Here is a 12,649-nt window from a genome sequence, read left to right as displayed (position 1 = left end):
GCTGCCTTTTTATCTTACATACATTACCTATCTCATCAATCTAGCTTAGTGTAATCCTTCCAACGCTACGTCTGCGCGCGTTTCTTGATGTGCTTCCGTCTTGCCGCGGCGCAGGAAGAGACCGAGGACAATTCCGCACATAGCGATAATCATCATACATGTAAAGGTATACCCGAATGCATCAGGAGCTACGGATAGCATCGACTTTTGCATGTCTGCTGGGGATCCAACTGGAAGCTTCTGCTCCGTAATCAACGTTGTCACACGCGAAGTCAGAATCGTCACCACGATCGCAACACCGAACGAACTAATAACTTGCTGCATGGCACTTGTCAAAGAAGTTACCCGACTGACAAGGTCCTGCGGTGCTTTTTGGATCAAATGGGAGTTAATTGGCATCATCATGAGGCCCATACCCGCACCTGCCATCGCAAGCGGCAAAATGAGATCCGTTCTTTGTGTAGTCAAATCCATGTGGGAATATTGGAAAATGGCACCTGACACCAGCGAAAGTCCGATGACAACGAGCCAACGCACGCCGATTTTATCAAATAAATAACCACCGATCGGCATCATAAGTCCGGAAGCAATGGCTTGCGGGAATGTGGTTAACCCTGATTCGAAAGCGCCAAAACCACGCGCCTGCTGCAAGAACTGTGGAAGCAGGAAGATCGCGCTGAACATACAGAATTGGATCACCCATTGAATGAATATACTAAAAGAAAAATCGAATGATTTGAATACGCGAAGCTCCAGCAATGGAATTTTCGCTTTAAGCTCCACGATGATAAATGCAATAAGTGCAACAGCACCGATGATCATTCCACCAAGAGCTTTATCGGAAGTCCATCCAGAAGCACCTTGCGAGATGCCGTAGGATAACGATGCGAAAGCAATCGGTCCAAGGATCATACCTGGCAGGTCAAAGCCAGCAACTTTTTTACGTGCAACAACAGGTAATTTCCATAAGCCGAAAATAAAGCTGAAAATGCCGACAGGCAGATTAATGAGGAAAATCCAGTGCCAAGAATGGTATTCAACTAACCAGCCTGATAAGATCGGTCCAATAGCTGGAGCTAATAAAATAGGTACGCCTAGCATTCCCATAACTTGCCCGATTTTGCTAGGGGGACTCAGTCTGTATACATAAGCCATCGCGACAGGCATTACAAAACCTCCGCCTAAACCTTGCAGAATGCGGAAAAATATCAACATTTCAGCGGTATTTGGCGTTGCGCATAGCAGTGAAGCAATTGTAAATAGGAGTACTGATGTCAAAAAGACATTCTTCGCTCCAAATCGGTCAGATAACCAACCCGCTAACGGAATTACCGCAGCGGATGCCAGCATATAGCCCGTTACCGCCCATTGGATCGTAGGTAAATCTGTTTTGAAATCAACCACCAACTTTGATAACGCAACATTCATTGCTGTCGTGTCGAGGATAACCATGAATATGCCCGTAATAATGGCGATTAGCGGCACAAGGATGCTCGTAAACTTAAACTCTGGCTCCGCTCCACCGGATACAGCTGTTTGACTCATTGCAAACTCCTCCTTAGACAATCTCTCTCTCATCGTGTTACAATAGTTACAGGACAATTGTCCGCTACCCCCATGTTACGGACAATTGTCCGCAAAGTCAAATGATTTTTTCATGAACGATCTCTCTACCAGGAGGAACGAATAAATGAACAACCCAGATGATCATAACCACGTATTTTGTGTACCCGATAAAGAGGCTATTCCCCCAAGCAGTCGCCGTGGAGAACGTGATACGGAATATCGCCGTCGCATCCTTTCTGCTGCTCGTACTCTATTGGAAACGAATGAAATAGAATCCGTCACCATGCATCAAATTGCGAAGGAATCTGGTGTGGGCCAAGGAACCTTGTATCGTCGCTATACACATATCGGAGATGTGTGCAGCGATTTGATCAAGTCCACAACCACTCGCTTTATTGAGACGCTAGAGGATAAATACGCTATAAATACACCCCTCGGAACAGGGCTGGAACAGCTTTCAGCCTGCATCCATGATATCATCGATTTCGTCGATGAGAATGTCGCACTCTTGTCCGTCATTTCTTCCATGCATGCGGACAAACGCAGCGTCAGTATTCACAAAAAGCCTTTCTTTATCAGGCTTCACAATATTCTGGCTCCACTGATTCAAAAGTCCATTCAGAATGGCGAGATCGCTGAAATTGATGTCACTTTAACGGTCAATACGATTCTCATTTCACTTTTTCCAGAGCAGTATTTGTACCATAAAGAAGTACTTGGCTACACGAAGCAGCAATTTACAGAAGGCATTTGTCGACTATTTGTAAAGGGAATATAACACAATGAAATCAGATATGAATGCGAGCCAGCGTACCTTTTGGAAGAAATATATTGCTAGAGCGAGAATTGATGTCGATTATGCGGCTTACACGAAAGTAACGAGAACTTGGAATGATGAGAACCCCGCATGTCCTGTAAATCGGCTGTATTTTATCATGGAAGGCGAAGGTTTTGTAAAAATAGGTGATCAAACCTACTATCCACAGCCTGGCGAGCTATACCTGCTTCCTGCTGGCAGCGACCAAGCCTATGGGACGATCAGTGATCATACCTTTGGTAAGTATTGGTCCCATTTCACAGCGAAAATCGGGGATTTGGATCTCTTTCAGATTTTGCACACCTCCCCTTCGATTGTCGTCAAGGATCCGGCAGCGCTTCAACAAACGTTTGAAAAGTTGATCGCTTATCGCAGAAGTGATGCTTTATCGGCCGAATTCCGAGTCACTGGCCTCCTCCATGAGCTTATCGCGGAATTTATTGATGGCAACGCATCCGTGAAGCTGAATCTAGCAACGACGCCGACCCACGAGAAAATGAATAGTGTTCTGCGTTACATGGAGCAGCATATGGCGGATCAGGTTTCAATCGAAACGTTGGCCCAGCTCGCTCATTATCATCCGAACTATTTCATCAACGCGTTCAAACAGTTTACGGGGTACTCCCCGATTCAATATATGAACCATCTGCGCTCGGAAAAAGCCAAAGATCTGCTCCTGACCACGGAGCTGAATGTCTCCCAAATTGCCGATTCGTTCGGCATGGAATTGTCCTACTTCTCCCGTATGTTCAAAGAACAAACGGGGTTCAAGCCGACGGCGTTCCGCGATTTACGGCCGCGGTGAGTTTTGGATGCGGTTGAAGGCGATGCGGGGAGGCCGCTTCAGGTGAATAAACTCGGGCACCTTGGGAGCTGCGCAAATTTAAATGTAAAATATGTAGCTAATTTCTTATAAAACTAGCTGAAAATCAATATAGATGGATAACCTCCATCTATTTTTATGGGATTTGCTTCATTCGCAGGAATATGCCGAAATTAGCTGTATGTTTTCCATTTATTTCAATTTATTTAGAAATTTCAAGTGAAAAAGCTGTACATTTTCCATCTATTGTTGTGCGAGTGCAGATTAGTGGCGGTTGAGGTACTGATGTGCGTTGATTAGATAGCGAGGAGATCGGCAAAGGATTGAGGTGAGTACTACGAACAGTGGGCTGGCGAAAGCCTAGTAGTTCGCCGGCAGCAGAAGCCTGTTAGCTGCTAAAGCCTTAAACAAACAACCCCCATCGAAGCCATAAGTAGCTTCGATGGGGGTTGTTTGTACTGCCTAGTAAAAACTAGACGCTTACGGATAAAACGCATTCTTCGCAGTCGTCGTAGGACACCAACGCGAGTTAAGGAGGAACTTGATGAGGGTATCCTTCGCACGCTCCGTTCCGATGTAGTGCAGGGATTCCGCCGCATGCGCACGAACATAGCGGTTCTCATCATCCAAGGCGCTTTCCAATTGGGGAATCGCTGCCTCGGCACTTGCCCCTAATCGGGACAAGGATAGGCTTGACATAAACCGGACCTGTGCACTCTCATCCTGCAGCGCCCCGGCTAAGCAGGCGACCACTTGGTCGTGCCCAGCTTCCATAAGACCAAGGGCATCAACAACAGCACAGCGAATCGTCTCCGACGGATGCTTCATCAAGCCCACTAGTTCAGGTAATGCCTCGCTTGCAAGCCCTCTTAGCTCACCTAGTGCGAACACTGCGTGTGCAATGACCTCCTCGGAATTCACTTCCGTTCCTTCAGCCGCACCCGCCACCGCTGCAACCAATCCCTTAACAGCATCACTTCCCGCTACTGATAAGCCATATGCAGCAATCCTTGACACATTTTTATCATCACTGTGAAGCGCGTGAAGCAATGTATCTACGCCACTCTGACCGCTTGCCGCAAGCTCATAAGCCGCATTTATTGCATCCGGCTCAAAGCTGCTCAACCCCGTTGCCAATTCCTTGATCCGATCCGGATCTGAAGCAACGGTATTGGCGATGCTGCCAACTTGTCCAGACAGCCAATTCCACGTCTCTTCCCACATCAAATCATGCTCCGCGATCGGCACATGCAACTCCTCAGGCCTCCGCCATCCGCGTTCTTGATTGTTCCAGCTTGGCGATTGCGGCAACTCGGTGCGCATGAATTCGAATTTCAACATATAACGAGGCTGTCCCAGTACATTCGGAGTGGAACGGTGCCAAATATCATAATGAATCAGCGCAAAAGTACCCGCTTCTCCACTCGCTAGAACCTCACCCTCTTGCTCATTTCCTTCAAAGGTACGAGATTCATAGTTTTGCGTTCCTGGCAGGACGCCAGTAGGTCCTAATTCCACAGGAGTATCCTGCGGGAAATACATGATCATTGCCCACTGCGGGTGATGATTGCGCATCCTTTTATATCCCCAATAGCTATCTTTATGCCACCCACCGGCAATGCTAGAGGCATTGAAATGCCCATGACGATGCGCATGCATCATATAATTAGGTCCCAGAACACTCGTCAATGCCCCCGTCACAACAGGATGATCGAAAACTTTACGCAGCTCGCGAATTCGAGGCAAAAGATTATTACCCGGGTTACCCTCTTCGGTATACACCGTGTTCAACTGTTCTACTATACTTTCGTGGAATTCACGTGGAAAATCTGTTTTGAGAATCAGACAGCCATTCGTAATAAACGTTCTCATTTGCTCATCGGTCAATAATAAAGGTGACTTGCTTTGCATTGTCTCTGCCTCCTTGGCATGTTAGGAATGAGTGAGCCATGACTTTATTATATGAACGATGCTTTGGACATTAAATAAACAATCTTAATCCGTACTAGCACAAAATTAAGGTATTATTATCCACCTGGATTTATTGAAGTTCACTCCTATTTTGATATAAAGTCGAAAATATACTACTATTATTGCTCACCAACAGGCGCGGCTGTGGTTCCCGTTATCAGAATAACGGCGAACAAGCATGCAGCTTCCCATATGTCCGATAACATGGATGTGGATGTGAGCTCGATGCTGGATGGGATACTTCTTTTGGATCAAGCAGGCGAGCTCATTTGGCAGGAAATATGTGAAGTGGCCGAAAGCAAGCTGACAAAGGCTGAAATACTTGGACATCAAGAATCGGGCCTAGCTTATAAAAGCGCGGGCATCACGTAGCTATACACAGCGATAAAGTGGCAGGCACTCCCAGCCAGAACAAACAGATGCCAGATGGTATGATGGTAGCGTAATTTTCGCCAGAGGAAAAAAGGGACCCCCACTAGATAGCTCATTAGCCCGAGCCCGAGCCAAGCAAACGCCATGTGGGGAAGTCGCACATATAAGGGAACGATGAAGAGCGTCATGAAGGCGCCCATACCCAAATAAAACAGCAGCCCCCATGGCATAAATCGCTGAATGATGAGATGCACATATCGCACACCGCCGAAGGCTAGCGCCCAGATAACGATAAGAAGCTCAATAGCTAATCGACTTTGAATGGTTATGAGCAGGAACGGCGTGTAAGAACCTGCCATAGCGATGAATATCGCTGAATGATCCAACCGTTCGAACCGTCTCCCCCATTTGGGTGAGCGTACACCATGCAGGAGCGTTGAGGACACATAAACTAAGCAAAGCGAAGCGCCGAAAACAACATTGCTCGCCGTGTATAACCAATCTTCAAAAATCGCAGATCGCTGCAAAAGCAGAATGAGCCCATAAACGCTTAAACACACGCCTATCCCATGGCTCACTGTGTTTAAGCGTTCTTCTTTTCGTGTAAGATGATCCTCCATGAGCCAAGGCACTCCTTTCGCTATATGCCCTAGTTTTTCCCAAGGAGAGGTCACGTATGTATAAGCGGATTGTCATTGGCTTGATTGAGTAACTCGATTTTTTCGACTTACACTACTCCTTTTGCCATGGTTGCCACGTGTAACTCGATTTTTTCGACTTACACTTCTCCTATTGCCATGATTGCCACGTGTAACTCGATTTTTTCGACATACGCTACTCCTATTGCCATTCTCGACACGCGTAACTCGATTTTTTCGACTTACACTACTCCTATTGCCATGGTTGCCACGTGTAACTCGATTTTTTCGACTTACACTACTCCTTTTGCCATGATCGCCAAGCGTAAACCGCCTCCTAAAAAATAAAAAGCCGCCAACTCCAACATTAAGGAGCCAGCGGCGCGTGCTTCACGCTTTAAATCATGTATATATTCACAGTACCAAACGCCTTGATACTTGGCAAAATAAACTTACTTCTCCATCTATTAATGAAACGTCTAAGCATCATGAGTGCTGGGATTCTTCTTTTTGCTTATTCTTTTTATGCAGGAAGGCAGACAACTCTTTGCGATGCTTCAGCATGATCAGAAGCGTGTTCCCCAACCACACCCAGAGCAGCACGGCGGCCGCATCCCTCACATATAGATAAACGCCCAAAAGCAGCATGCCGATCACGACCTGCTGACCATCCGCCTCCGACGATATCGGCTTCCATTTGTTTATAACCTTCATCGAGATTAGCATAATGGCCAAAATGACGGCTAACGCAAGAGACACCTCAAACTGTGTCAATCCGCTCCAGACGCCGAAGGTGACGGCGATGGCTTTGCCCCCTTTTCCACGCAAGAATGGGGAGAACGCATGCCCGAAGATCGGTGCCAACGCAATAGGAATCAGCGCATAGCCTGACATCCCACCTGCTTCAACTGCCAATCGAATGATGAGATACCCTTTGATAAAATCGAGCAACACCCCGACAATCCCAAGCCGATAACCCGCCGCTTTCCATAAATTGAGGGCACCTGGATTGCCGTCTCCGACTGTTTTCAGGTTTTTCCGAGCCAACCGACCTAGCCAATAGCTAAACATGAGCGCACCCGATACAAAAGCACAAATCGTCCATCCGATGATGATCATTGCTCTCGCCTGCTTCCTACTTTAACTTGCCGCCCTTTCCAGGCTACATGCCCTAGAAATACGACCTGATACATCGAGTACAGCATCACCAGGATGAAAAATAACGTTGACACCATGTGCAATACAGGCGTGACAATGCCAAAAATACCAACGTATTTCACAAAATAAAAAAGCTGTGCCGTGTAAATGAGATAGCCGATGAGTAGAGGAACGCCCCACGTGGTATCTAGGAAAAATGGGAAAGCTGCTGAGAGGATCAGCCCAATGGCCCAAATCGCTGTAAGCGTAAGTGTACCTGCTTTGAGCTTAGACGTACCTATGACTGCGCCTTTGCCGAAGCCTTGGATCTGGCTTTTGAGCCCCTGAGGATACATCCGAAAAGAGACCAGCCCATAGCCGATAAAGTTGTTCACTGGGATGCCTGCCCTTGCATAAGTAGCACCGAGATTCAGGTCGTCCATCATTTCAGATTTGATGCCTTCGTGGCCTTTGATCGATTCGTAATCTGCTCTAGTCGTTAAAATACAGGACCCATAAAGGCCCTTCTGTGCATTATTTTTTTCAAAAGGAGAAGTAAACGCGAATACACCGAGCACGTTGAAGATTAGCGCCAATCTCTCTCTCAAATTCTCCGTGTAATGGTAGGGTACAATGGATAGCACCCCTCCTAATTTATTCCGCACCTTCACTAAACATTCTAATGCCCGAGGTGCAAATCGAATATCCGCATCCAAGAAAGCAATGAGGTTCCCAGTCGCATGGGAATAGCCATTCCATACCGCCCAGTTTTTGCCCGTCCATCCGTCAGGCAGCTTGGGATTCGAGATCACCTTAACCCCGAAGCTTTCAGCGATTTCCCTTGTATGGTCGTCCGAAAAATCATCAATGACAATAATTTCGTAAGGCTCCAAGGTTTGGATTTTAAGCGTATGCAGCAGGTTGGGGAGATTGTCCGCTTCGTTCCTAGCCGGAATAATAATAGACAGCTTAACATCATTCAGAGCTTGATCTGTGCTGCGTGGTATTTCATGTCTCCTAAAAATCATGAAACCAGACAGACACCCGAGTACACATATGACTAGCAACGCCATCCTTAGAACTCCTCCTTCACTTCCCGCTGTCAACGGATCCTGAACGAGCCCTTTTTTCGATCCGGTAATACAGGCTATATAGATGTATATGAAAGTTCAATCGCTCTTCATGCGAACAATTCACTCGGTATGTTATAATAATGCTTATCACTTACTAGGAGGCATACCATGCCTATGAAAATTTACGTCATCCTCTCGTTTGATGGGGAAACTCTAGAAAATGTTTATGTTGGTCCGGACGAGGAAAAAGCGCTTGCGTTCAAGCCGGCTGATTTTGAAAATTGCGATGCGCTCTTCGTGGAAATTTGGGAAGACGGGGAAAAGACCGACGATTTCCGCTTAGAGGAGAAGGACGATTGTGAAGAAGATGAGGATCAAGATGAAGATCTTGATGCGGACGAGGATGAAAATAAGGATAAATGAGGAAGAAGTGAAATAAACCTTCCCACTACATAGAATAGAAAGGTTGATCACATATGGACTACGCGTTCGCCATTCAACCAGCTGCGTTTACTCGTTTTGATGAAGAGTTCGAGCTGATCGAGCAATGTAAAGAATGGGGTTTAGTATCTGAAAAAGCGGTAAAAGCGAAAGCCTTTTTCTATAAAGGTAATAGCCTTAATGTTGCTTGCAATATTGTTGGCCTAGTGGATCCCATGACCGCTGTCATTGAACTGGATACGAAGCAGCTGCACTGCATTCATCCCTCCTATTTAAAGGAAATGCAAGCGGCTAACTATAGCCAGCGTGGATCTGCATTAGCTGAAGATGCTGCATTAGTGGACGAGCTTGAGACTGCCGAGCCGGAAGAGAAGCCTGCTAAAGCACCAAAAGCCGCTAAAGCTGAAGTTATTTCTGAAGATGGACAGGCTGCTCCTGCTGAGAAAGCGCCCGCTAAGGAAAAAATAAAAAAAGAAAAAGCCCCTAAACTGGAGCTTCCTGAAGAGAAAGTAAAAATGAAGGCGACGGTTACCGAGTTTACGACCGTGCCGAACAACTTCTCAGACACGGATGATGAAGTCATCATCTATGAAGCCGTTTCGATTCTGGAGCCAGCCATCGAAGTCGGCACCGCGTGGTCGAGCCACAGCGCAACGCTCAAAAAACTTGATCTCGCGATCGGCGACACCGTCACGTTCGAGTGCAAAATCGTAGCCAAGAAGCTAAGCAAGCATCCGGTGCCTTATAAGATCAACAATCCGGGTAAGATGCAGAAGGTAACGGAATAAGGAATTAATGAGCTTCAGCCCTAATTGGGGGCTGAAGCTTTTTAGTTGCGCTGGCGGTGATTGGGCCTCTTAGAGGCATCTACTAGCCGCGACGCTCCCTCTATGTTGTACAAAGTACAACATGTGTAAACGAAATCAGCTGATGTATGAGCCTATGTTGTACAACGTACAACATTATTGGCCAAATTCGGCTGATTTGGCTCTATTTGAGCAATAATGTTGCACAAAGTGCAACATTGTGTGCGAAAAGCCTGCAAAGCAGGCTTTATGTTGTACGAAATACAACATAGGGGTATGTATGAAATAAAACTATCCGATTGTAAACACTATCTGTTGCCAAACGCACTCTGCAAAATCGCCTACTCATGCTACAATGAAGCATATAGAAAGGTGCTGATCATTATGGCTTCCAACCTCAGTACGCTGCAGCCTGTAGAAACGATTGGAATGCTTCAGGATTATCATTTCCCTCCCTATATTACGTTAGCCCATATGTTTCACGCTCCACAGGGCTGGGCGATCCGCAATCGAGAAATGACGCAGTTTATCCTGCAGTATGTGGTGGATGGCTTTGCTCACTACCCGGTTGGCGATCATCCCTACGAAACGCACCGCGGCGATCTCTTATTTCATCGTCCCAATGAGCGTCACTCCATTATTAAGGCGGACCACAGTCCTTATGTGTGTATTTCACTGGTGTTCCACTTTGGCACATCAGCGTTTCCGTATGAGGAACTATTTAAACATAAGCATATCCTTGGCAATTTCGCGGATCACCCTGTTGAAACGATGCTTTCGCAGCTTGTTTCGCATTACCGCCAGCCCGGTCTTGTGCATCAGATGCATTGCCAGAGCTTGCTCATGCGCATTCTTGCTGAAGCCGCACAAGCCATCGAATCCGGTGCAGCCCGCACCAAAACAGACGCGCTCACCATGCCGAAGCTCGTCCTCATTAAAAACTATCTCACCGAGCACTACAGTCGGGAGATTCAAATCAAAGAGCTGGAGGACGTATCCGGCCTCAGCAAAAACTACATTTTGACCCTATTCCGCCAGCACGTCGGGATGTCGCCTATGCAGTATTTGACTTGGATCCGCATCAATAAAGCGAAAGAGTTGGCCATTCACAGCAGCCTCTCTTTCAGTGAAATTGCGGATCGCGTTGGCTACTCCGATGTCCATACATTCGGTCGAATGTTCAAGAAAAAAACTGGGCAAAGCTTAACCCAGTTTTGTGCGAATTTGATCTATTCCTAACCGCGCCAATAATCAGAATGCGCATACCGATACGTCTTCGGCGTCATCTTCGCGCCTATCGCGAAAGCCCCATTCGGCTGATACACATACGGCGATTCACCCGACGTATAAGCAGCTTCCCTGCGCTTTTCGATACAATCCACAAGCATATGCTGCTTCAATGCAAGATACTCCAGCGTATGCGGTCCAAATTCCGCTTCAATCTCACCTGGACGGAACTCATAATACACGGTACGGCGAAGCGCATTGCCATCTCCTTCAGGAGAGCCGTGCAGCAGCTGAATGTTGTGGAAAATCACATCGCCGGGATTCATCGGCACAGGTACAGCATCGCTGACTTCAAAGTCTGGACGAGCGCAGCGCTCCTCGGCATCCTCCGACGCCCAATGGTTACTTCCTGGAATAACCCACAAGCATGACTTCAGATCCGCCTCATCCAAATAAAAATCAACATTGAAGATCGGCCGCGGATCTGTACAGCCCTCAGGCACTAACGCATCGCGATGCCAAGGCACGCTGGCCGCCTGATTAGGAATTTTCACAACTAAGGAATCCCAGGTAGGTATGAAGTTAACCCCTTGAATCTTCGCTACAGAACGTAAGATAAACGGATGAGCAAGCAGTGCTTTATTCGCCTCTTGCTTATCAATGATGTACTCCGTACGCCAATATTTACGCTCGCCATTTTTCCTCACACGATACTTATAATCCTCATCCTCGCTTCCAGCCATCCCGATTTCTACAGCTTTCATCGTCTGCTCCTGCAGGAGCCGCAACTCCTCCCCGACCACCACATTGCGTATGACGAGAAAACCATTATCCAAGAAAAATTGCGCTTGCTCATTCGTAATCTCATCTTGCAGTAAAGCATCGGCTTCAGGTATATGCAGCTCTTGTTGGCTCATAAGAATAACCCCCTCAGATATCTTTCATACCCTTACTGTACTGCAACAAATAGAGAAAATCTTTAGTCTAAACAGGCATTTTGGTTGCCAAAAGCACCTAGTCCGCTTTGATATTCCTTCGGCGTCATGCCGACTGATTTTTTGAATAGCTTCGTAAAGTACACGGGGTCCGTATAGCCTACTAAAGAACCTACCTCATACATTTTCACATCTGGATAATCCTCCAAGATATGCTTCGCTTTCACAATACGCAGATCCGTGACATAGTCCGTGATCGTCTTATTCGTTTCCTTTTTAAACAATTTGCATAAATAACTTGGGTTCAATCCCACTTTAGCAGAGAGCTCATTCAGATCGAACGGCTGGTTTAGATCCGATTCCAGCATGCGAATGACATCGGCAATGATTTGCTTCTTATGCACCTTAGGCTCAGCAGGCAAGCGATCAGCGGCTTCCTTTTCAGATGCATGGAACACCGTCAAGCGTTCCCCCACACGCTTCAATACTTGAAACAACTCCTTCTTATTCACTGGCTTGGACAAATACTCTTCCACACCGAAACGTATCGCTTGACGGGCATACTCGAATTCGTTAAATCCACTTAATAGAATGATATGAGCATCTGGATACTCCGCTCTTGTTCGCTCAATTAGCTTTATCCCGTCCATCATGGGCATTTTGATATCCGTGAGGAGAACCTTGCAATCCTCAGCTTCCCAGCTGCTCATCTTATCCAACGCTTGGATCCCATTCGCGCACAAGCCCATAATCTCCATAGGTAAATCCATGGCTTCAACCATGGCCTGAAGACCCAGCCTTATTCGCTGCTCATCATCGACTATCACCATTTTCATCGTCAAC

At 46.7% G+C, this 12,649-nt stretch carries 13 protein-coding genes; 6 read left to right on the top strand and 7 right to left on the bottom strand.

The window, feature by feature from the left end; genetic code table 11:
- Positions 1 to 45 precede the first annotated feature (45 nt).
- Entirely contained in the window at positions 46 to 1,545 is a 1,500-nt protein-coding gene (locus AC58QC_RS24815) for an MDR family MFS transporter (protein WP_497417718.1), read from the bottom strand.
- A gap of 145 nt (positions 1,546 to 1,690) precedes the next feature.
- On the opposite strand from AC58QC_RS24815, the gene AC58QC_RS24810 reads away from it, so the two are divergent.
- Positions 1,691 to 2,344 carry a TetR/AcrR family transcriptional regulator gene (locus tag AC58QC_RS24810; RefSeq protein WP_497417717.1) on the top strand — a complete coding sequence of 218 codons (654 nt, stop codon included), beginning with the start codon at positions 1,691 to 1,693 and terminating at the stop codon, positions 2,342 to 2,344.
- Positions 2,345 to 2,348: 4 nt separating this feature from the next.
- Positions 2,349 to 3,188, top strand: coding sequence for an AraC family transcriptional regulator (locus tag AC58QC_RS24805; RefSeq protein ID WP_497417716.1), 840 nt, complete (start codon positions 2,349 to 2,351; stop codon positions 3,186 to 3,188).
- Between the two features lie 498 nt (positions 3,189 to 3,686).
- Here the strand turns inward: AC58QC_RS24805 and AC58QC_RS24800 are convergent, their stop codons facing one another.
- Positions 3,687 to 5,117, bottom strand: a complete 1,431-nt coding sequence (locus AC58QC_RS24800; RefSeq protein ID WP_497417715.1) for a HEAT repeat domain-containing protein — start codon at positions 5,115 to 5,117, stop codon at positions 3,687 to 3,689.
- A gap of 81 nt (positions 5,118 to 5,198) precedes the next feature.
- Between AC58QC_RS24800 and AC58QC_RS24795 the strand changes: the two genes are divergently transcribed.
- Complete coding sequence (locus tag AC58QC_RS24795; RefSeq protein ID WP_497417750.1) at positions 5,199 to 5,549, top strand: hypothetical protein; 351 nt, start codon at positions 5,199 to 5,201, stop codon at positions 5,547 to 5,549.
- Here AC58QC_RS24795 and trhA read toward each other — a convergent pair.
- The 3 genes from trhA to AC58QC_RS24780 form a co-directional block, all read right to left on the bottom strand.
- Positions 5,525 to 6,169: a PAQR family membrane homeostasis protein TrhA gene (gene trhA / locus AC58QC_RS24790; protein WP_497417714.1), complete on the bottom strand. Its 645-nt coding sequence runs from the start codon at positions 6,167 to 6,169 to the stop codon at positions 5,525 to 5,527. The two genes, AC58QC_RS24795 and trhA, sit on opposite strands and share 25 nt — an antisense overlap.
- Positions 6,170 to 6,673: 504 nt before the next feature.
- Positions 6,674 to 7,306, bottom strand: a complete 633-nt coding sequence (locus tag AC58QC_RS24785; protein ID WP_497417713.1) for a glycerol-3-phosphate acyltransferase — start codon at positions 7,304 to 7,306, stop codon at positions 6,674 to 6,676.
- The gene (locus AC58QC_RS24780) at positions 7,303 to 8,397 is read right to left on the bottom strand and encodes a glycosyltransferase (RefSeq protein WP_497417712.1); all 1,095 of its coding nucleotides are present in this window, start codon (positions 8,395 to 8,397) and stop codon (positions 7,303 to 7,305) included. Before AC58QC_RS24780 ends, AC58QC_RS24785 begins: the two co-directional genes overlap by 4 nt.
- A gap of 168 nt (positions 8,398 to 8,565) precedes the next feature.
- Here AC58QC_RS24780 and AC58QC_RS24775 point away from each other — a divergent pair, with 168 nt between their 5' ends.
- The 3 genes from AC58QC_RS24775 (at position 8,566) to AC58QC_RS24765 (ending at position 10,883) form a co-directional block, all read left to right on the top strand.
- Positions 8,566 to 8,820, top strand: a complete 255-nt coding sequence (locus AC58QC_RS24775; protein WP_497417711.1) for a hypothetical protein — start codon at positions 8,566 to 8,568, stop codon at positions 8,818 to 8,820.
- A 53-nt stretch (positions 8,821 to 8,873) separates the two neighbouring features.
- Positions 8,874 to 9,626 (top strand): hypothetical protein, encoded by a 753-nt coding sequence (locus AC58QC_RS24770; protein WP_497417710.1) that lies wholly within the window; start codon positions 8,874 to 8,876, stop codon positions 9,624 to 9,626.
- A gap of 402 nt (positions 9,627 to 10,028) precedes the next feature.
- A complete protein-coding gene (locus tag AC58QC_RS24765; RefSeq protein WP_497417709.1) occupies positions 10,029 to 10,883 on the top strand; it encodes a helix-turn-helix transcriptional regulator in 855 nt (284 codons plus the stop codon).
- On the opposite strand, the gene AC58QC_RS24760 is transcribed toward AC58QC_RS24765, so the two are convergent.
- A complete protein-coding gene (locus AC58QC_RS24760) occupies positions 10,880 to 11,788 on the bottom strand; it encodes a phytanoyl-CoA dioxygenase family protein (RefSeq protein ID WP_497417708.1) in 909 nt (302 codons plus the stop codon). The two genes, AC58QC_RS24765 and AC58QC_RS24760, sit on opposite strands and share 4 nt — an antisense overlap.
- Positions 11,789 to 11,850: 62 nt before the next feature.
- Positions 11,851 to 12,642 (bottom strand): response regulator transcription factor, encoded by a 792-nt coding sequence (locus tag AC58QC_RS24755; RefSeq protein ID WP_497417749.1) that lies wholly within the window; start codon positions 12,640 to 12,642, stop codon positions 11,851 to 11,853.
- Positions 12,643 to 12,649 lie beyond the last annotated feature (7 nt).

It is taken from the genome of Paenibacillus sp. J22P51 (genome assembly GCF_059692215.1).
Note: the sequence above shows the minus strand (reverse complement) of the source record. Positions and strands in the feature narration are given on the sequence as shown.

Coding starts and splice junctions, on each gene's coding strand:
- AC58QC_RS24815 (WP_497417718.1), bottom strand. CDS start 1,545: ATGAGTCAAACAGCTGTATCCGGTGGAGCGGAGCCAGAGTTTAAGTTT.
- AC58QC_RS24810 (WP_497417717.1), top strand. CDS start 1,691: ATGAACAACCCAGATGATCATAACCACGTATTTTGTGTACCCGATAAA.
- AC58QC_RS24805 (WP_497417716.1), top strand. CDS start 2,349: ATGAAATCAGATATGAATGCGAGCCAGCGTACCTTTTGGAAGAAATAT.
- AC58QC_RS24800 (WP_497417715.1), bottom strand. CDS start 5,117: ATGCAAAGCAAGTCACCTTTATTATTGACCGATGAGCAAATGAGAACG.
- trhA (WP_497417714.1), bottom strand. CDS start 6,169: ATGGAGGATCATCTTACACGAAAAGAAGAACGCTTAAACACAGTGAGC.
- AC58QC_RS24785 (WP_497417713.1), bottom strand. CDS start 7,306: ATGATCATCATCGGATGGACGATTTGTGCTTTTGTATCGGGTGCGCTC.
- AC58QC_RS24780 (WP_497417712.1), bottom strand. CDS start 8,397: ATGGCGTTGCTAGTCATATGTGTACTCGGGTGTCTGTCTGGTTTCATG.
- AC58QC_RS24775 (WP_497417711.1), top strand. CDS start 8,566: ATGCCTATGAAAATTTACGTCATCCTCTCGTTTGATGGGGAAACTCTA.
- AC58QC_RS24770 (WP_497417710.1), top strand. CDS start 8,874: ATGGACTACGCGTTCGCCATTCAACCAGCTGCGTTTACTCGTTTTGAT.
- AC58QC_RS24765 (WP_497417709.1), top strand. CDS start 10,029: ATGGCTTCCAACCTCAGTACGCTGCAGCCTGTAGAAACGATTGGAATG.
- AC58QC_RS24760 (WP_497417708.1), bottom strand. CDS start 11,788: ATGAGCCAACAAGAGCTGCATATACCTGAAGCCGATGCTTTACTGCAA.
- AC58QC_RS24755 (WP_497417749.1), bottom strand. CDS start 12,642: ATGAAAATGGTGATAGTCGATGATGAGCAGCGAATAAGGCTGGGTCTT.